This is a genomic window from Gammaproteobacteria bacterium (ex Lamellibrachia satsuma), assembly GCA_019623805.1.
Classification (GTDB): domain Bacteria; phylum Pseudomonadota; class Gammaproteobacteria; order Chromatiales; family Chromatiaceae; genus QGON01.
On record CP053680.1, the window covers coordinates 750911 to 771309 of the forward strand.

At 55.6% G+C, this 20399-nt stretch carries 16 protein-coding genes, 1 tRNA gene and 1 pseudogene; 8 read left to right on the forward strand and 10 right to left on the reverse strand.

The window, feature by feature from the left end; translation table 11 throughout:
* Positions 1 to 141 precede the first annotated feature (141 nt).
* From clpX to HPY30_03355, 4 genes are all read right to left on the reverse strand, one after another.
* Positions 142 to 1422, reverse strand: a complete 1281-nt coding sequence (clpX, locus tag HPY30_03340) for an ATP-dependent Clp protease ATP-binding subunit ClpX (protein ID QYZ65111.1) — start codon at positions 1420 to 1422, stop codon at positions 142 to 144.
* Positions 1423 to 1597: 175 nt separating this feature from the next.
* Positions 1598 to 2251 carry an ATP-dependent Clp endopeptidase proteolytic subunit ClpP gene (gene clpP, locus HPY30_03345; protein ID QYZ65112.1) on the reverse strand — a complete coding sequence of 218 codons (654 nt, stop codon included), beginning with the start codon at positions 2249 to 2251 and terminating at the stop codon, positions 1598 to 1600.
* Between the two features lie 107 nt (positions 2252 to 2358).
* Positions 2359 to 3651, reverse strand: coding sequence for a trigger factor (locus tag HPY30_03350; protein QYZ65113.1), 1293 nt, complete (start codon positions 3649 to 3651; stop codon positions 2359 to 2361).
* Positions 3652 to 3786: 135 nt separating this feature from the next.
* Positions 3787 to 3871, reverse strand: a tRNA-Leu gene (locus HPY30_03355).
* A gap of 400 nt (positions 3872 to 4271) precedes the next feature.
* On the opposite strand from HPY30_03355, the pseudogene nhaD reads away from it, so the two are divergent.
* Positions 4272 to 5599 (forward strand): annotated as a pseudogene (gene nhaD / locus HPY30_03360) (sodium:proton antiporter NhaD).
* Positions 5600 to 5769: 170 nt separating this feature from the next.
* Here the strand turns inward: nhaD and parC are convergent.
* The 4 genes from parC to HPY30_03380 all read right to left on the reverse strand — a co-directional run bounded on the left by parC (position 5770) and on the right by HPY30_03380 (position 10400).
* Positions 5770 to 8022 (reverse strand): DNA topoisomerase IV subunit A, encoded by a 2253-nt coding sequence (gene parC / locus HPY30_03365; protein ID QYZ65114.1) that lies wholly within the window; start codon positions 8020 to 8022, stop codon positions 5770 to 5772.
* 67 nt (positions 8023 to 8089) lie between these two features.
* Positions 8090 to 8728 (reverse strand): molecular chaperone, encoded by a 639-nt coding sequence (locus tag HPY30_03370; GenBank protein ID QYZ65115.1) that lies wholly within the window; start codon positions 8726 to 8728, stop codon positions 8090 to 8092.
* Positions 8729 to 8804: 76 nt separating this feature from the next.
* Positions 8805 to 9767 carry a DUF3179 domain-containing protein gene (locus HPY30_03375; GenBank protein ID QYZ65116.1) on the reverse strand — a complete coding sequence of 321 codons (963 nt, stop codon included), beginning with the start codon at positions 9765 to 9767 and terminating at the stop codon, positions 8805 to 8807.
* A 195-nt stretch (positions 9768 to 9962) separates the two neighbouring features.
* Entirely contained in the window at positions 9963 to 10400 is a 438-nt protein-coding gene (locus HPY30_03380; protein QYZ65117.1) for a helix-turn-helix domain containing protein, read from the reverse strand.
* Positions 10401 to 10907: 507 nt separating this feature from the next.
* On the opposite strand from HPY30_03380, the gene HPY30_03385 reads away from it, so the two are divergent.
* The 4 genes from HPY30_03385 to HPY30_03400 all read left to right on the forward strand — a co-directional run bounded on the left by HPY30_03385 (position 10908) and on the right by HPY30_03400 (position 15796).
* Entirely contained in the window at positions 10908 to 11162 is a 255-nt protein-coding gene (locus HPY30_03385) for a DUF4212 domain-containing protein (GenBank protein QYZ65118.1), read from the forward strand.
* Positions 11163 to 11177: 15 nt separating this feature from the next.
* Positions 11178 to 12962, forward strand: a complete 1785-nt coding sequence (locus tag HPY30_03390) for a cation acetate symporter (protein QYZ65119.1) — start codon at positions 11178 to 11180, stop codon at positions 12960 to 12962.
* A 272-nt stretch (positions 12963 to 13234) separates the two neighbouring features.
* Positions 13235 to 15100 (forward strand): cyclic nucleotide-binding/CBS domain-containing protein, encoded by a 1866-nt coding sequence (locus HPY30_03395; GenBank protein QYZ65120.1) that lies wholly within the window; start codon positions 13235 to 13237, stop codon positions 15098 to 15100.
* Positions 15101 to 15103: 3 nt separating this feature from the next.
* Entirely contained in the window at positions 15104 to 15796 is a 693-nt protein-coding gene (locus tag HPY30_03400) for a 3'-5' exonuclease (protein ID QYZ65121.1), read from the forward strand.
* Positions 15797 to 16033: 237 nt separating this feature from the next.
* Here the strand turns inward: HPY30_03400 and HPY30_03405 are convergent, their stop codons facing one another.
* Positions 16034 to 17194 carry a pyridoxal phosphate-dependent aminotransferase gene (locus tag HPY30_03405; protein QYZ65122.1) on the reverse strand — a complete coding sequence of 387 codons (1161 nt, stop codon included), beginning with the start codon at positions 17192 to 17194 and terminating at the stop codon, positions 16034 to 16036.
* Between the two features lie 32 nt (positions 17195 to 17226).
* On the reverse strand, positions 17227 to 17994 hold the full coding sequence (locus HPY30_03410) for an HAD family hydrolase (GenBank protein ID QYZ65123.1): 768 nt from the start codon (positions 17992 to 17994) through the stop codon (positions 17227 to 17229).
* Positions 17995 to 18258: 264 nt separating this feature from the next.
* Between HPY30_03410 and dksA the strand changes: the two genes are divergently transcribed.
* The 3 genes from dksA (at position 18259) to HPY30_03425 (ending at position 20279) form a co-directional block, all read left to right on the forward strand.
* Entirely contained in the window at positions 18259 to 18702 is a 444-nt protein-coding gene (gene dksA, locus HPY30_03415) for an RNA polymerase-binding protein DksA (GenBank protein QYZ65124.1), read from the forward strand.
* A gap of 58 nt (positions 18703 to 18760) precedes the next feature.
* The gene (gene gluQRS, locus HPY30_03420; GenBank protein ID QYZ65125.1) at positions 18761 to 19675 is read left to right on the forward strand and encodes a tRNA glutamyl-Q(34) synthetase GluQRS; all 915 of its coding nucleotides are present in this window, start codon (positions 18761 to 18763) and stop codon (positions 19673 to 19675) included.
* A 187-nt stretch (positions 19676 to 19862) separates the two neighbouring features.
* Complete coding sequence (locus HPY30_03425) at positions 19863 to 20279, forward strand: hypothetical protein (protein ID QYZ65126.1); 417 nt, start codon at positions 19863 to 19865, stop codon at positions 20277 to 20279.
* Positions 20280 to 20399 lie beyond the last annotated feature (120 nt).

Below are 20399 nucleotides of genomic sequence, written 5' to 3' on the forward strand. Positions count from 1 at the left end.
CTACACAAATAGCAAATGATTACATCTAAAATACAGGGAGATCAGTCGGCTGACCAGACCAGGGTTTTCCCGGTGCATGTTCAGGAGGGTTGGGGCTGCCGGGCAGAACTTCAAGGTCTGCCCGGCAAAAAATGAGGCATCTCAGTCAGAAGAGGCGGCGATCTGTTGCTGCTCTCCACTCTCGTAGAGCATCAGGGGCTCGGACTCACCGGTTATCACTGACTCATCCACCACGACCTTGGTCACTTCATCCATGGAGGGCAGATCGTACATGGTGTCGAGCAATACCTGCTCGAGGATGGTGCGCAATCCCCGGGCACCGGTCTTGCGCTCCATCGCCTTGCGGGCGATGGCAGCCAGGGCATCCTCCCGAATCTCGAGTTCACAGCCCTCCATTTCGAACAGCCTGCTGTACTGTTTGGTCAAGGCATTCTTGGGCTCGGTGAGAATCCTTACCAGTGATCCTTCATCCAGTTCCTGGAGTGTGGCAACCACCGGCAACCGTCCCACAAACTCGGGAATCAAGCCATATTTGATCAGGTCCTCCGGTTCCACATCAACGATGATTTCACCAATCGAGCGACTCTCATCCTTGCTGCGCACCTCGGCTGAAAAGCCAATACCGCCTTTTTCGGAGCGATCCTTGATCACCTTCTCCAGGCCGGAAAATGCACCGCCGACGATAAACAGAATATTGGACGTGTCGACCTGCAGAAACTCCTGCTGGGGATGCTTGCGCCCACCCTGAGGTGGCACCGAGGCAACAGTACCCTCAATCAACTTCAACAACGCCTGCTGCACACCTTCGCCGGAGACATCGCGGGTAATCGAAGGGTTGTCCGATTTGCGTGAGATCTTGTCGATTTCATCGATATAGACAATGCCTGTCTGGGCCTTATCCACATCGTAATCGCATTTCTGCAGCAGTTTCTGGATGATATTTTCGACATCCTCACCCACATAACCCGCCTCTGTCAGCGTGGTTGCATCTGCGATGGTAAAGGGAACATTCAGCAGTCGGGCCAAGGTCTCGGCCAGCAACGTCTTGCCGGAGCCGGTTGGACCGATCAGCAGGATATTGGACTTGGCCAACTCGATGTCGCTGTCCTTACCGATAGACTCCAACCGCTTGTAGTGGTTGTAAACCGCCACAGCGAGGACCTTTTTGGCGCGGCGCTGCCCAATCACATATTGATTGAGGGTTTCATTGATCTCATGAGGTTTCGGCAGCTTGTCAGAGGTTTTTTCGCCAACCTCCTGCATCTCCTCACGGATAATGTCGTTGCAGAGGTCCACGCACTCATCGCAGATGAAGACCGAAGGACCTGCTATCAACTTCCGTACTTCATGCTGACTTTTGCCGCAAAATGAACAATACAGCAGCTTGCCGTCGTCATTTTTGCCGTTATTGTCACCACTCATATCACTCTATCTCCTGCGAGGACACCCTGCTTTGCATTCAAAGCGAGTCATTCCAATCTTATCCTACTGCACCCTTTTAACAAGCCCCCGGATCTTGTAACAGGGCTAGTCAGGTATGTCAGCCTTTATCTATTCAACTTGGCATCGAGGTCCGGTTTTCAAGCCATCCAGCCGGTCAATCGTCACTCTTCTCTGCTGCCTGTCCGGAACGATTCTCCAGCACACGATCGATCAACCCATAGGCAACCGCATCCTCACCGCCCATGAAATTGTCCCGCTCCGTATCTTCGCCAATCCTCTTCAACGGCTGCCCAGTGTGATCGGCCATGATGGTGTTCAGCCGTTCGCGCAGCAGCAGGATCTCTTTGGCGTGGATCTCGATATCCGTAGCCTGCCCCTGGAAACCACCCAGCGGCTGATGAATCATCATGCGCGAATTGGACAGACAGTGACGTTTGCCTTTAGCGCCGCCCGTCAACAGCAGCGCACCCATACTGGCGGCCTGGCCAATACACATGGTGCTCACGTCCGGCTTGATAAACTGCATAGTGTCGTAGATCGACAGTCCCGCTGTCACCGAACCGCCCGGTGAATTGATGTAGAGGTGAATATCCTTGTCGGGATTCTCCGATTCCAGAAAGAGTAACTGAGCCACTACCAGGTTGGCCATGTGGTCTTCGACAGGCCCCACCAGAAAGATCACCCGCTCCTTGAGAAGCCTGGAGTAGATATCGTACGAACGCTCACCGCGCGCTGTCTGTTCGACAACGATCGGCACCAACCCCAGATTCTGCGTTTCAAGACCACCCATGTGGTGTGTATCGGTCATATCACCTGATTCCTTTAGCCCTATCGGAAAATCTTAGCTTACTTGTCAACCCAGCCGAATTACTCCAACCACCCAATTCCGGTGGCGGAACAACCCCACTTTTCGCCTCAGCCCTCGTCGGTCAGGGCGGAAAACGAGGTATTTTCATCTTCGACCTGGGCATTTTCCAGCACCCAGTCAACAACCTGATCCTCCAGCACCACATTCTGCACTGCGGCCAACTGCTCGTGGTTGCCATAGTAGTGCTCGACTACCTCTTCAGGCTTTTCATAGCTGGCCGCATACTCCTCAATGGTCGTGCGAACACGATCGGCGTCCAGTTGTATCTCATTCTGCTTGATGATCTCTGCAATCAGCAGCCCCAGGATCACCCGCCGTTTCGCCTGCTCTTCGAACATCTCACGGGGCAGCTCCATGGAGGAACCCGGCACACCGGTGGACATGCGGTTGCGGGTCTGTTCCTGCAACGCGGTTATCTCCTCGTCGACCAGCGCACCCGGCACTTCGGTGCTATTGCTTTCCACCAGCAGATCCATGGCCTGACTCTTGATCCTGGCCTTGATGCGCTGTTCAAGTTCGCGCTCCATATTCTCCCGAATATCGCCCTTCAACTTCTCGACGCCCTCCAGAGCACCGAACTCCTTGGCAAAATCATCATTCACCTCAGGCAGCTCAGATTCAGCCACCTCATTGATCTCTACCCCGAAGGTTACCGGTTTTCCTGCCAGCTCTTCCACCCGGTAATCTTCAGGGAATTGGAGCTCCAGGGTGAGGCTGCCGCCCTTTTCCGCACCGACAAGACCACTCTCGAAGCCATCGATCATGGAGTTGGAACCCAGTACCAGAGGCACATCGTCAGCACTGCCGCCTTCGAAGGCCTCTCCGTCCATGATGCCCTTGAAGTTGATCTTTACCTGATCGCCATCAGCGGCAGCACGTTCGACCGGATTCCAGGTGATACGCTGGCCCCGCAGTTTTTCGATCATCTCATCCACGTCGCTGTCGACCACGTCCGCAACCGGCCGCTTGAGGGTACCCTCTACCTTCGGCGAGTCGATCACCGGCATGATTTCCAGCGTTGCGACGTAGGAGAAGAGACTCTCATCATCGGAGGTTTTCGGTTCGATCTTGGGCTGACCGGCAGGGTGCAGGCCCTCCTGGAGGATCGCTTCCCTGTAACTGGTCTCGATCAGTTCACCATACACTTCCTGCAGTACGTGACCGCCGTACTGGCGACGCAGCATACCCATCGGCACCTTACCTGGACGAAAACCATCCACTTTGGCAGTCCGGCCGATCTGTTTCAGGCGCTTGGTCACCTCCTGTTCAACCTGTTCAGCAGGCAGTTCCACGGTTACTCTCCGCTCGAAACCTTCACCCGATTCAACCGAAACTTGCATCTATCTCTTCTCCTGCAGACTGAACTGCCAATGATTTTCAAAACAGTTGGGTATTTACCAGGTCCACACCGCCGCCCGGTGGCCGTGTTCCCGATTAAAGGTACACGACTTCCGGATCAGCGGCAGGACTGAATTTGGTGCGAAAGGGGAGACTTGAACTCCCACGGGTTGCCCCACTGGAACCTAAATCCAGCGCGTCTACCAATTCCGCCACTTTCGCATTTTTCCAGCAATGGAATTTCCAACCGTTCATTATACCGATAGAACCAATAAGTCTCCAACCGTGATTCAGCAATCATGGTGCGCGCGGCGCAGCCTACGCTCTTTACCCCTCTGAGAAGATCACAAAGAACACTGAGGTAACTTGGCAGGGTGCGCCATGCGTACCAGAATAACTCACCCTACGCTCTGGATGGACGCTATTTAGGGAGAGGCTGTACAGTCAATTCGAAATTTCTAATAATGGCAGACGGTTTGAGTCGTATTCGAGAGTTCGCCATTTTGTACCGGCACAACCCCATCCGCTTTCTGCTGATCCTGTCGTTCCCTGCGTTCAGCACCCCTGCGTGTGGGCCGTGCAATCCCCCACCGCAGAAAACCTTGCGCTTCAGTGGCCTGGGATGGCCGCCATGGCTATTTTCGTCCTTGCCATTCTCGCGGTGACCTTTGAAGAGTTCATTGACATGCGGAAATCCAAGCCTATGCTGCTGTCGGCAGGGCTTATCTGGGGTTCATCGCCTGGAGCGAAACGCACCTGGGGCTTGCCCACGGGGCTGAAGCAGCAGTTCGGGACTATCTGCTCAAATATGCAGAGCTGATGCTGTTTCTGCTGGTGGTGATGACCTACATCAACGCCATGAACGAACGCCGCGCGTTCGCTGCCCTGCGAACCTGGGTGGCCGAACGCGGCTACACCTACCGCTCACTCTTCTGGTTGAGCGGCCTCACCACCTTCGTCCTCTCCCCGCTACTCGACAACCTGGGCACCGCTCTACTGATGGGCGCAGTGGTCTTTGCCCTCGGCCGCAGGAGGTCCGGTTCACCTCGCTTGCCTGTGTCAATGTGGTGATAGCCGCCAACGCCGGCGGCGTTTTCAGCCCTTTTGGGGATCTCACCACGCTGGTGATCTGGCAGCACCAGATCATCACCAGCCAGGGACCGCTCGATTTCTGGTCCTTCTACAATCTGCTGATCCCGGCGCTGATCGGCTATCTGTTGACCGCTCTTCTGCTCTCTCGCGCCATCCCGCATGGCACACCCAAAAGCCGAGTCGACAAAATAGACATGCTCCGGGGCGGCACGGCGATTCTGTTGTTATTTCTGCTCACTATCGCCACCAGCGTGACTTTTGAAACCCTGCTGCAACTGCCGCCGGTCATCGGCATGATGACCGGACTCGCTTATCTGCAGTTTTTCGGCTACTACCTCAAAAAGAGCCACAATGATGAGGAACATACCGGTGAAGAGGAGTGGATCGGCGGTCCGCTGCCCAGCCTGAAGAAAACACCGTTCGACGTTTTTCAGCGTATATCGCGCGCTGAGTGGGACGCTATCCTGTTCCTTTACGGCATCGCACTCAGCGTGGGGGGGGCTTGCCTATATTGGCTGGCTCTCAATGGCCGAGGCAGTGATGTATGGCCAGTGGGGCACAGACGTGGCCAATCTGATGGTCGGCTTCTATTCCGCCGTAGTGGAAAATACCCCGACGATGTTCGCAGTACTGGCGATGGTTCCGCAAATGACGCTTGGAGACTGGCTCACCGTTACCCTCACTACAGGCATTGGAGGCAGTCTGCTCTCGATCGGCTCCGCGGCCGGGATCGCGCTGATGGGACAGTCCTACGGACGTTACACCTTTTTCGTCCACCTGCGCTGGACACCGGCAATAATGCTGGGGTTCTTCGTCTCTGTGTTGAGCCATTACTGGATCAACAGCGCTTTGTTTTAAGAAAAGAGCAGGCTCAAAAGTGTAGGTCTGGTTAGCGATAGCGTAACCCGAGAAGTTTTTGATTATGTTGGGTTACGCTGCGCTAACCCAACCTACGTAGAACGTAGGGTGCGCCGTGCGCACCATGATTGCTTATTTTGGTGCGCGCAGCGTACCCTGCCAAACTGAGATTAAGTGGGCACCTGGAGGCTGTCAACTCTCTGAAAACCTCTCGGCAGCTTGTTGCCACGCCGCCCCCGCTCTCCCTGATAGTTGTCCAGATCAGCAGGTTTGAGAGTGATATGGCGTTTCCCGGCACAAACCTTGAGATGGCCGCCCTCCGGCACAACTGTGAGCGCCACGACAAACTCCTGCCGCGACTCCACACGCTTGCCGGGAATGCCGATAATCTTGTTTCCCTTGCCCCGGGAAAGCTCCGGCAGTTCGGCAACAGGAAAAACCAGCATGCGACCTTCGTTGGTCACGGCAACCACCCGGTCTGTTGCAGGATTTTCCAACACAACCGGCGGCAACACTTTCGCCCCTTTGGGCAGCGTGAGCATCGACTTGCCCGCCTTATTCTTGGCAAACATGGCTTTCATCTGTACCCGAAAACCGTAACCCGCATCGGAAGCCAACAGATACCAAACCTTGGGGTCCCCGCCCAACACGGCGGAAAACACCGATCCACCCGAGGGTGAGAAACGCCCTGTCAGCGGCTCGCCCTGACTACGGGCGGAGGGTAGCGTATGTGCCAGAAGAGAGTAACTGCGTCCGCTGGAATCGATAAAAATGGCCGACTGATTACTGCGCAGCCGAACGGAGGCAAGGTAGCCGTCCCCTGCCTTGTAATTGAGCCCGGCCGGATCGATATCGTGTCCTTTGGCGGCCCGTCCCCACCCCTTCTCCGAGAGGATCACGGTTACAGGCTCACTGGGCGTCAATTCGGTTTCGTCCAGTGCTTCCGCTGTTTCGCGCTCGACGATGGGAGAGCGCCGCTCGTCGCCATACTTTTCAGCATCAGCCTGGATCTCTTTACGAATCAGGGTACGCATGCGCTGCTTGGAGTTCAGCGTCTTTTCCAACCACTCCCGCTCAGTCTCCAGCGCCTCCTGCTCTCCGCGGATCTTGATCTCCTCCAGCTTTGCCAAGTGGCGCAAGCGCAGATTGAGGATCGCCTCGGCCTGGCGGTCAGAGAGACCGAAACGGCTTTTCAACTCCGCCTTGGGATCATCTTCATGGCGGATGATCGCAATCACCTCATCGATATTGAGATAGGCGATCATCAAACCTTCGAGGATATGCAGGCGATCCAGCACCTGATCCAGACGATACTGCAGACGCCGCGTGACAGTCGCTGTGCGGAAAGCCAGCCACTCCGCCAGCAGGGTGCGGAGATCTTTCACCGCCGGCCGCCCGTTGGTACCGATCAGATTGACATTGACCCGATAGGTGCGCTCCAGATCAGTGGTGGCGAAGAGGTGGGACATCAGGCGCGGTACATCAACCCGGTTCGAACGGGGGATGATCACCAGCCTGGTGGGGTTTTCATGATCCGACTCATCCCGCAGATCCTCCACCATCGGCAGCTTTTTCGTCTGCATCTGCTGGGCGATCTGCTCCATGATGCGCGAGCCGGAGACCTGGTGCGGCAGTGCGGTAACGATGATGTCGCCATGTTCCCGCTCGAACCGGGCACGCATGCGAATCGATCCGTTGCCTGTTTCATACATCTTGCGCAGGTCTGCCCGTGGGGTAATGATCTCCGCATCGGTGGGATAGTCCGGCCCTTTGACATGGACCATCAGATCCTCAAGGGTCGCCTTCGGCGTCTCCAGCAGATGGATACAGGCGCTGGCAACCTCCCGCAGATTATGCGGCGGGATATCGGTCGCCATACCTACCGCGATACCGGACGCGCCGTTGAGCAGCACGTTGGGCAGACGCGCGGGCAGCAGCGACGGCTCTTTCAGCGTGCCGTCAAAATTGGGCTCCCACTCCACGGTTCCCTGGCCCAACTCAGCGAGCAACACCTGGGCATAGGGCGTGAGGCGGGATTCCGTATAGCGCATGGCGGCGAAAGACTTGGGGTCATCCGGAGAACCCCAGTTGCCCTGGCCGTCCACCAACGGGTAGCGATAGGAAAAATTCTGCGCCATCAGCACCATTGCCTCGTAGCAGGCGCTGTCACCGTGAGGGTGAAACTTGCCGAGCACATCGCCCACGGTGCGGGCGGACTTCTTGAACTTCGCGGTGGCGCTCAGGCCGAGTTCCGACATTGCATAGACGATGCGCCGCTGCACCGGCTTGAGGCCGTCACCGATGTGGGGCAGTGCGCGATCGAGAATGACGTACATGGAGTAGTCCAGATACGCCTTTTCGGTAAAGTCGCCGAGGGGGACCTGTTCCACGCCCTCAAGGGTTGAATCGATGGTGTCGCTCATTGAGGCAATTCAGTTGCGGGCATATCCGCCCAAAAATTGCCTGAGGATAATACGGAAAGTGAAGCGCTTAGGGAATATGTAGCGCTTGACCCGGTCGCAAAAGCGGACGGAGCGCAACAAGCAGCAATGACGGCAGCAACCATCCCCCCAACCCCAACCAGAAACCGGCATTCGACAGCGCGAACTCCCCCAGTATCAGCCCCGATCCGGAGAGCAGCAGTCCCAACACGCCGACATAGAGCAGACCATTGATCCAGCCCTCAGAAGTGCGATGGTTATCCAGTGCAAAGCGGTAGATTCCGACCAGGGTGGTGATGGCGAGGTACCAACCAATAGCTAGCAGCACGAGATAGAGCAAACCCGGCTCCCCACCCGTCTGCCGGGAGAGATGAAAAGCAACCTGTGCTGCGGCAAACAGGAAGAAGAGCGCCCCGTAACGGACATAAGGAACCGGCGAACGCTTCAGCCATTCGGGGTAGCGCTGCAACAGATAACCGAATAACGGAAGTGGCGCGATGCCGAACAGCAGATTGAGACGCAGCCAGACCGGCACCGTCTCGCCCAGCAGATAGTCTCCCGCGGTCAACAGCAGAAAAAACGCACTGGCGCTGTCCAGAAGCCGCAGAGGCGATCGGGTCAGCCATTGCCAAATCCTGGATTTCGGCCGGGCGTTGGCAGATTTATTCGAGAGTATGGTGATACACATGGGCGGCGGCGAATGGGAGATCTCCAGAGTAGCGACTCATTCGATCACCCCACCCGATGGGCTGCCATGATAAATATCAACGCTCCGTCTCAGGGCTGGAAACATAGACATGACTCTGAGGATGGAACGCCGTCCAGGCAAACCAGAAGGTTGAAACAGCAGGCACCTGGTCACCTTGATGATCCTCCACCCAGGCAGATCGGCTCTGGCGATCGTAGCTGATTATGTAGTCGCTCCCGGCAAAATGATCCGTGATCCGCCCACCGGCCTTGTCCAACTCCGAAAAGGGGTAGGCCTTCCAGACACCATCGACCTCCAGCCCAATAATACGGGCCTTGGGGTGATAGCGTGGATCAGGATTGGAAACCGGGAAATAGAGACCTTCATCATTCTCATAGCCCGCATAGGGATCGACCCCATAGCTCCGCAGGTAACCGGTATCCTCCGAAAGCACCAGGGTTTCGGGATGCAGTTCCGACCAGCGCCCCCACGTCGTATGCTCCAAAGTCAGCATCTTCAAACGGGTGCCCTTCTTCTTTCCCGATACCGCCTGATGTTTCAACTGCGACCAGAGAGAATCAGTTTCACGGTCATAGAGCAGCACGTCGCTATTGTAGAGCAGGCCAGAGACGCCAAAATGCAAAACGCTTCCCCCCATCCTGGCAGAATAGGCCACCCCGCTACCGCAGAGGGGACAATAGGTAATCACCACCGGTTCGCCGCCAATCCGGTCATTGACGATCTCGTGCCAGTTGAGAATCGAAACGGGATAGGCCTTGCTCACCCCGTTTCTGCTGATACCCAGCACCCGCATCTCCGAGCGGAGATTCACCGCCTCGTCAGCCTGTTGAAATCGGGGATTATCGATGGCAGGGATACCATCCTTTGCCGGACCGCCATGATAGATTTCATCGACCGGTATCAGCGCATCTTTCAGATTGAAGCCATTGTTTTCGCTACCCGAACATTGAGTCAGTATGAGCAGACCCAACGCAAATAGGATAAACGAGGTTTGTTTTATCGATACCGGACCAGCCATTGAAATGAAGACGCTCTATCTTAATTTGGGATATATAGAGATACGCCGGAGGGATACTGGTGGATTCATTACGGGAATATATAGGCTGGATCAAGCGTAGAGCGTAGGGTGCGCCGTGCGCACCAGAATAAGCAATCATGGTGCGCGCGGCGCACCCCTACGCTCTGATCCACTACATTTGATCAGGCCTACAGTTTACTCCCCACTTTTCAATTTGTTGAATATCCGCTGGCATTGACGTAATCCCAGCTTGATGTGGTATCTGGATTGCAGGTGGTTCTGCAGCAGATGGCTATCCCAACGCGCCTTGAAAAAACCAAACTCCCTTGGATGGTGCCTGATTGCCCTGCCGAGGGCCGCGAGCGTTCCTGCATCCAATCTAGATGGGCGACCGCGCCGCTTCTCATCAAGCAGTCCCTCTTCGCCCTGCTGTTTGAATTGCTCTACCCAGCGTTCAATCGAGCGTGGATTTTCATCAAAACATTCAGCAACCTGATCAAAATCCAGGCCATTGTTCACCAACAATACGCAGTGTAACCGATGAAGATATCGATAGTCGGATGACTGTAACAATGAATCCTTTAATCGCTCCTTCAAAACCTCGGCTTTAGCAACTTCCCGATCCTGCTTCACGTTCCCGCCCCCAAGGAACACCGCCTGATTTTTTCTAAATTCTTATAGTCTTCAGGTGAAATCCCATCCGTGTTTACCCGCAATCAACGACTCTCTCCTGTCCTTCTATTGACCCTTTTCCCAGGAATCTATCGCATATTTATAGTATGGATGATTTTCTCCCCTTTTCTGACATCAAACATCAAATGAGGCCGATTGATGATCCAGATCAGCAAATCCATGCAATTTCAACAAGCAGGCTAAAGCGCATCATTCGGTAACATCAACAAACCACATCTGTTACCAAACACCCCAAAGCCCACTCCTTTGAAATAAACACTGGTAACAAGCCCTTGTTTAGTTTGACTTTCACGAGAGTCCGAAACGAAAATTCAAGGTGACGTATCCGGCCTTGTGGGATACGGAATAATAACTACGGGCACCATGGCCAATCCTTCTGATCGGATCACACCCGTTCAGAAGGACTGCCGGCAGGCAACCCCGTGCAACCCTGGAGTGATCATAACTATGAGCAATCGCGCAGAAGAGTACTGGCGGGCGAACATCCGCCTAGTAACCATACTGCTGGTGATATGGTTTATCGTCTCGTACGGATTCGGCATCATCCTAGCGGAACCTCTCAACACCATCAAAATCGGCGGTGTTGGTCTTGGATTCTGGTTTGCCCAGCAGGGCTCCATCTTCACTTTCCTGGTATTGATCTTTATCTATGCCAAACGCATGAATGCGTTGGATCGTGAATTCGACGTTCACGAAGACTAGGAGGCGGAGACTGATATGGATCTGCAAACACTGACTTATACCGTTGTGGGCATCACCTTTGCCCTCTACATCGGCATCGCATTCTGGGCTCGCGCCAGCACCACCGGCGAATTCTATGCTGCGGGACGCGGCATTCACCCCGTCGCCAATGGCATGGCGACCGCTGCTGACTGGATGTCTGCCGCATCATTCATCTCCATGGCGGGCCTCATCGCCTTCAACGGTTACGGCGCATCGGTCTTCCTGATGGGCTGGACCGGCGGTTATGTACTGCTTGCCCTGCTGCTTGCACCCTATCTGCGCAAGTTCGGCAAGTTCACCGTGCCGGAGTTCATCGGCGACCGTTACTACTCACGCACCGCCCGCATCGTGGCCGTCATCTGCCTGATCCTGGCCTCGGTGACCTACGTAATCGGTCAGATGAAGGGCATCGGCGTCGCCTTCTCCCGTTTTCTGGAAACTGACTACGATACCGGCCTCTACATCGGCATGGGCATAGTCTTCATCTACGCCGTCATGGGTGGCATGAAGGGTATAACCTATACCCAGATCGCCCAGTACTGTGTGCTGATCTTCGCCTATACCGTGCCTGCCGTGTTCATCTCCCTGAACATCACCGGCAACCCGTTCCCGCAGCTGGGACTGGGGGGCAGCATGGCTGACGGCTCCGGCTTGTATATGCTGGAAAAACTCGATCTGGTGGTGACGGAACTCGGCTTCAAAGAGTACACGTCCCAAGTCATGGGCAGTAAGCTGAACATGTTCGTCTACACCCTGTCGCTGATGATCGGTACCGCGGGCCTGCCCCACGTCATCATCCGCTTCTTCACGGTGCCGAAGGTTGCGGACGCCCGCTCATCAGCCGGTTGGGCGCTGGTCTTCATCGCAATCCTCTACACCACCGCACCTGCTGTGGGCTCCATGGCCCGTCTCAACCTGATGAATACCATCCAGGTGGGTGAAGTGGGTTCCGTCGAAGGCAACCTCTCCTATTCCGAGCGCCCACAGTGGTTCAAGAATTGGGAGAAGACCGGTCTGCTGAAGTACGAGGACAAGAACGGCGACGGTCGTATCCAGTACTATAACGACAAGAACGCAGAGTTCGCCGCCAAGGCCGATGCCTACGGTTGGAAAGGCAACGAGATGACCAAGGTCGACCGTGACATCATGGTATTGGCCAATCCCGAAATCGCCAATCTGCCCAACTGGGTTATCGCCCTGGTGGTTGCCGGTGGTCTCGCCGCAGCACTCTCGACGGCTGCCGGTCTGCTGCTGGCTATTGCCTCCTCGATCTCACACGATCTGATCAAGGGCGTCATGAACCCGAACATTTCGGAGAAGAGCGAGCTGCTTGCAGGACGTTTCGCCATGGCAGGCGCCATCGCACTGGCGGGATATTTCGGACTGCATCCACCGGATTTTGCAGCAGGCACCGTGGCCATCGCCTTTGGTCTCGCCGCCAGTTCAATCTTCCCGGCACTGATGATGGGCATCTTCAACAAGAAGATGAATCGCGCAGGCGCCATCTGGGGCATGTCTTCCGGCATAGGTATCACCATGCTCTATGTGTTCCAGCACAAAGGCATCATGTTCATCCCCGGCACCTCTTTCCTGGGTGACATGGGTCCCAGCTGGTTCCTCGGCATTTCGCCGAACGCCTTTGGCGCTGTCGGTGCGCTGGTGAACTTCTCAGTGGCAATCGCAGTCTCCAAGATGACCGCGCCGCCTCCGGATCACATACAGCACCTGGTGGAAGACATCCGCATTCCCAAAGGCGCCGTGACTGCCGTGGAACACTAATCACTGATCCTGAAATAACCTGAAACCGGCCCCGCTCACGCGGGGCCTTTTCCTTGAAGAGCCGCCGAGTGAACACAGTCATCTCGACTGCAGGGAGAGATCTCCAGCTACAGAGCACCGGTCATGAGATTTCTCCCTGCGGTCGAGTAGTGCTACACGGATGTAGCGTTTACGGACCAAAGGATGGAAATGACAACAAAATCGGTGTTCATTCAGTCGGAAGAACACCGCCCAAAACGGCTTTTTCGTCATAATTCGGTTAGTATTGCCCCATGGAAATCGAACTGGTCGAAATCAGAGATTTTCTTGCACAACGCCCACCCTTTGACGCGTTGCCGGAAGAGGCGCTCAATCAACTGCCAAAAACCCTGGATATCCGTTATCTGCGCCGCGAAAGCGCCTTTCCGCCTGCCGACACCGATGACAGCTTCATCTACCTAGTACGCTCCGGCGCCATCGAGCTAAGGGGCAAAAACGGCAAGCTGATCGAGAAATTGGGTGAAGGCGATATCTATCCCGTCCCCTGCCAACTCGTCGACCTGGAACAGGGCCACAACGGCACTGCCGTTGAAGACACACTGCTCTATCTGTTGCCCTGCAATAAACTCGGAGAACTGAGAAAAACCTCCGCCACCTTTGATCAGCACTTCAGCGAGTCGATGCGGGAACGGCTGAAACGGGCTGTCGGCGGCACCCGGGCGACATCCTCAAACAATGCCGCCCACATGTCGGTGGAAGTCCATGAACTGTTGAAAAAACCTGCGGTTTTCATCAATGTCAACTGCTCGATCCAGCAGGCTGCACAGCGCATGACCGAGAACAATGTCTCCTCCGTCATGATCCGCGATGGAGACAAACTGGCAGGCATTATCACGGACCGCGACCTGCGCAAACGCTGCATTGCCGAAGGGCTGTCGAGCGACCAGCCTGCCAGACTCATCATGTCGACCAGCCTGGAGAGTATCCCGCATAACGCCCTGATGATTCACGCCCTGTTGCTCATGACGCGGTTGCACGTCCATCATCTGCCGGTTTTGAAGGATGGTAAAATCTTCGGCATGTTGACCGCCAGCGATCTGGCGCGGCAGCAGAACACCAACTCTGCCTTCATCGCCACCGACATCCGCAAATCAAATACCATCGAAGATCTGGCACGGGCCTGTAAACGGCTGCCCGACCTGCAGCTCCATCTCAGCAACGCCAGCGCCTCTGCCCTGCATATCGGAGAGTCGGTTTCCTGCATCACCGATTCAGTCACCCGTCGCCTGATCGAAATGGCAGAAGTGAAACTCGGCGCTCCGCCCGTTCCCTACGTCTGGGTTGCCGGCGGTTCACAAGCGCGACGGGAACAGACATCACACTCGGATCAGGACAACGCGCTGATCATCTCCAACAAACTGAAACCGGAGCACGACACCTATTTCGCCGCCCTCGCCAATTTCGTCACCGACGGGCTGAATGCCTGCGGTTACGTCTACTGTCCCGGTAAAGCCATGGCCAGCAACCCCAAGTGGCGGCAGCCGTTGCGCGTCTGGTGTGAATACTTCAATGGATGGATCGACAAACCCGACCCCATGGCTTTGATGCTCTCCAGCATCTTTTTCGATCTCGGCCCGGTCTATGGAGACGACAACCTGTTCGAAGCACTGCAGGGGTCGATTTTGGCAAAGACCAAAAACAACGGCATCTTCATCGCCTACATGGCCTCGAATGCCCTGCAGCACAGGCCTCCACTCGGTTTCTTTCGCACCTTCGTGCTGATCCATGACGGTAAACACGATGACACCTTCGACATCAAGCATCGGGGCATTGTGCCGATCACCGACATCGCCCGCGTACTGGCGCTTGCCGAGGGACTGCCCGCAACCAATACCACCGACCGGCTGCGCGCAGCGATGCAGACGCCTTCACTCAGCGAAGAGATGGGGGAGAATCTGGAGGATGCGCTGGAGTTCATCGCTATCCTGCGTATGAACCACCAGGCGGAACAGATCCGCAATGGAGTCCCACCAGACAACTATCTGCCGCCCAACAGCCTCTCAGAACTGGAGAGAACCCATCTGAAGGACGCCTTCAAGGTCATCCAGAGCATGCAGGAGACCCTGGAAAGCCGTTACCAGCTCGGACGTTTTGGGTGAGCCATGTTGGAACGCTTCCTCAACAAGGAGTCTCAACGCAAACGGGCACTGGCCAAAACCGGGCCTGGCGTCATGCGGGATTTCCTGTCGGCACCGCATGTCGAAAAAAACACCCGCTGCAGTGAAGCGGAAATCGTCTCACTGGATCTGGAAACAACCGGACTTGATCCCGCCAAGCACAGCATTCTGAGCTATGGACTGGTGCAGATCGACAACATGACCATCCGTCTCGACTCCACTCGCCATGAGGTCATCAGCGTCGTGGAGAATATCCCGGAGGCCTCGGCAGTGATCCACCAGATCACCGATGACAGGTCCGCTGCCGGTTCACCGCTGGAAGAGGTCCTGCCTGATCTGCTGCGCATGCTGGCAGGCAAGGTCATGCTGGTCCACTATGCCAGTATCGAACAAAATTTCATCGATGCCGCATGCCGACGTTTATATGGAGCGCCTTTTGTGATCCCCACCATCGACACCCTGATCCTTGCGCAAAGACGTTTCGAGCGGCGCAACCACACCATTCAGATCGGTGACCTCAGACTCTTCAACCTGCGTCCGCGCTACAATCTGCCAATGTATAAAGCGCATAATGCCCTCAGTGACGCGGTGGCAACCGCCGAACTGTTTCTCGCCATGGCCGCGGAGACAGCGCCCCGGCCGGAAAACTGCACCATCGGCCAGTTCCTGTGGCATTGAATTAAGGTGGATATTGGTTTAACTGGGAAAAGCAAGGCATCTCTGATGCTTTGTCATCTCGATCGCAGGAAGAGATTTCAAACCAAAATACGACCAATAAGGACAAACGAGAGATTTCTCTCTGTGATCGTACTGACAACCGTAGCGGCGCCCCACCATGATGACTCCGTAGGTAGGTAAATCGAGGCGATGGCGCCACTCCTTTTACAAAGGCGGGATGAATAGTTACCATTGTTCCTATGGATTGATAAACCTCCGCAGCCGCGCCACTCCCTCTTCCAGGTTGGGCAGGGAGGTGGTGTAGGCGAACCGCAGATGCGCCTCGGGCCGGTTGAAGCCGAAATCGCGACCAGGCGTGACGGCCACTCCGGCCTCCTCCAGCAGCGCCTCGGCAAAGGCATAACTATCATCCGTGACCGTCTCGCAGTTTGCATAGAGATAGAAGGCTCCCTGCGGGGTGACGGGTAGTTCAAATCCCATCTCGCGCAGCGCGGGCAGCAGAAAATCCCGCCGCTGCAGACACTCGACCCGACGCGCTTCAAGTATCTCCAGCACCTCCGGCTCAAAGGCCTTCAGCGCTGCATGCTGGGACAGGGTGGGGGCGGCCAGAAAGATATTCTGGGCCAAACGGTCAAGAGGGTCGACGGCAGCCTCAGGCGCCACCAGCCAGCCGAGACGCCATCCGGTCATGCCGAAAAACTTGGAGAAGCTGTTGACCACGAAGATGTCATCGGCGATGGAGAGGGCGGTTCCTCCAACGGCATCGTAGATCAGTCCCTGATAGATCTCATCGACAATCAGCAGACCGCCCAGACGGCTGACTGTATCGTGCAACGCTGTGAGCTCCTCCAGTGTGAGCAGCGTCCCGGTGGGATTGGCCGGCGTCGCCACCAGCACGGCCTTGGTATCCGGCCGCCATGCCATCTCCACGATCTCCGCCGTGAGCTGATAACCCGTATCCGCGCCCACCGGCACACCCACTGGCTTGCCGTCAACCAACTCCACGAAGTGGCGGTTACAGGGGTAACCGGGGTCGGCCATCAGTACGCTCTCTCCAGGATTGATCAGCACACTCATCACCAGCTGCAGGGCACCGGATGCCCCGGGCGTTACGATGATGCGGGCAGGGTCGATATCCACCCCGTAGCTGCTGGCATAGAATCCGGCAATCGCTTCCCGCAGAGCGGGCAACCCCTTGGCGGGCGTGTAGTGGGTCTCACCCGCCGCAAGGGCCGCTTCTCCAGCATGGATGATGGGGGCTGGAGTGATGAAATCGGGTTCGCCGATCTCCATGTGGATGATCGTACGCCCCTCGGCCTCCAGACTGCGCGCTTTTGCCAACAGGTCCATGACATAGAAGGGCTTGATACGTGCCATCCTGTCGGCAATGGAGATCATTTCCCTGGTTCCTGCGTAATTATGACGGTGTATCAACCCCGGCCGTGAAAGGCTCTCAACAGCGCAAGATCGACATAGCCGGCGTCACCCCCATCACCTGTGATCACGCGAAAATTGTCGTCAGGATCGCCCAACTGGTCGAGTACCAACGCCGCACCATTGAAATCGTGATCCTCGGTGTAATCATTGGTAGTGACCAATATTGAGCCGATACCGGCATCCGCAGCCGATTTCACACCGTTTTCCGAGTCTTCGAAGGCTATGCACTGCTCGGGGGATAGTTTCATCTGCTCAATGGCCCAGGTATAGATATCCGGAGCAGGCTTCTTGGCTGGTACGATATCACCAGCAGCGATCACCTCGAACCACTCCTCGGCAGCCGGGTCCAGAGCATGCTGCAGCAGCGCGCTGACATTGGCCGGGGTAGTGGTGGTGGCGATGGCAAGCCGTAATCCCGCCTCCCGCACCTCGGTCAAGAGTCTCCTGACCCCGTTGCGCATGGGGATCGCACCTTCCGCCAACATACTGGTGTAGTGGGCGGTCTTCTGTTTGTGCAGCGCGGCAATAAAACCATCCAAGTCTGCAGGTCGCTCAAAATTGGTATTAAAACTGTCCAGATAGTAGCGAATCCGCTCTTTGCCTCCGGTCACCGCCAGCAACTCTCCATAGAGCGCCACCGTCCACTCCCAGTCGAGCCCTGCATCGGCAAATGCCCGATTAAATGCCACCCGATGACCATCCTTCTCGGTATCAGCCAAGGTGCCGTCCACATCGAATATCAGCGCTTCCAATTCAGCCATTACTTTACTCACTAATCAGTCAAATCGCGCTAGCTTACCCAAACCACCGCAACCTTGCACCCCCACGTAAAAAAGCGGAATTTTAAGTTCGGGGAAAAGAATCGTCCTATTAATTGACTTGGCACATTAAGAAAATGGCAATCTGGACGATACTAGTTAATGTCAAGCAAACATTGATTGAAGAGACACCCATTTTGTTGTCTAGCAACTGGGTTTCTGGTATAGATAGTCCCCTTCACTCAAGAGGTATTCAGGAGTCAGTGAATGGCCCAGAAGAAAGCCAAAAAAGATGTGAGTTCAGGACCGTTTGGTTTTGAGCCCTATCAGCCCGCTGAGGGCGAAGAGTACATGAACGAAGAGCAGGAGGTGCATTTTCTCGCCATCCTGCGGGCCTGGAAGGCGGATTTGATGGAAGAGGTCGACCGAACCGTGTATCACATGCAGGACGAGGCGGCAAATTTCCCTGATCCAAACGACCGGGCCACACAGGAGTCGGAGTTCAGTCTGGAACTGCGCACCCGCGACCGCGAGCGTAAACTGATCAAAAAGATCGATTCAACGATTACTCAGATCGACAATCACGACTATGGATTCTGCGAGTCCTGCGGTGTAGAGATCGGCATCCGACGCCTGGAGGCCAGGCCCACTGCCAGCCAGTGTATCGACTGCAAAACCCTGGATGAGATCCGGGAGAAGCAGATGGGTTGAGCCTGTCCAACCCCTGCGAATTAAAAAACCGGCTCACGCCGGTTTTTTAATTCTTGTCATGAACTCAGTCAAAAACAACCAGCCCCCATCCTACCGCGGCCGCTTTGCCCCCTCCCCAACCGGACCACTCCATTTCGGCTCACTTGTGGCGGCCCTTGGCAGCTATCTTGATGCCCGGACCAACCATGGCGAGTGGCTGGTTCGCATGGAGGATCTCGATCAGACCCGTGAGATCAAAGGCTCTGCCGATGAGATATTACGTACCCTCGACCGCTTCGGTTTTGAGTGGGAAGGCGAGATCATTCATCAAAGCCGACGCACCGATGCCTATGCCCACGCCCTCGATGTTCTGAACAGAGACGATCTTGCCTACCCCTGTGGCTGCACGCGCAAAGAGATCACCATCGCCGCCCGCCCAGGCATCGAGTCTGCCGTCTACCCCGGTACCTGTCGCCAGGGACTACGGGCGGGCAGGAAAGAACGGGCTATCCGTCTACGAACCTTTGATAATCCATCAAGATTTGAAGACCTGATCCAGGGAGAAGTGACGCAAAACCTGGCCAGCGACATAGGGGACTTCATTATCCGCCGCGCAGACGGTTACCACGCCTACCAGCTTGCTGTCGTGGTGGACGATGCCTGGCAGAAAATCACTCACATCGTACGCGGCGCCGATCTTCTGCTGTCCACCCCCCGTCAGATACACCTGCAACAGCTGTTGGAACTGCCCACACCAGTCTATGCTCACCTGCCGCTGGCGGTGGATGCGAACGGGCGAAAGCTGAGCAAACAGTACAAGGATGCCCCGGTAGAGAATCGACATCCTCTACCGGCGCTGCTACAGGCACTGCACCATCTGGGCCAGCCTCTGCCTGATGAAAGGCCTACCGGCATCGACGATTTCTGGGGCTGGGCAATATCAAACTGGCAATTGGAAAATGTCCCGGCTAAACCAACACTTCAGCCCCATTGATCTTTGCATGGCTACGGCCCAGCGTTGGCACGATCAAGCATAGCGGATCGGGCATTTCTGTCTGCAAAGGTGAGATTGCCTGTTCCACAGCATTTGAACCGGCCTGCCGTTCAGGATTTCTATTCGCGTTTCAGAAAATGTGTAAAAATGGCTGACCGCACCACTCATAATCAGGGAAGCTATAAAAATGAAAACGACCTATCGCTCACTTACTGCTTTGCCTCTCATTCTAATGTTGTCGGGAAATGCCTATGCACTTTCCGGGCAGGATTACCTCGACAAATGCAAGGAGGCCATCACAACCCCATTGGAAAAGGAGACAGCGCAGCAGGCTGTCAACCGTGCGCTCGATGCCGGCTCCTGTGGAGGTTTTCTTGGCGGGACACTCGGCGGAATGAATCTGGTCGGCAATATGCTATTGCATAAAAAAGCGCTGAAGAGAAACTTCGTCTGCCTGGATGAGGGAAAGCAAATCAACGATTTACTGAAAGAGTTTCTGGTCTACCTTGAAGGGAAGCCAAAAAATTTAGAGGCTCCAGTACAGATGCACATCTTCAACCATTTCTCCAGGAAGTATCACTGCAAACCCATCGAGAAGCAGTAAGCGCTTCCCTATAAACCAGTAGGAGCGGCGCTTCGCAGCATGCTACGAGAAATACAATCCACTGGGATTAAAAAAGCCGCCGCTACTTTCGTAGCGACGGCTTTTTTGTCTCCATCAGTC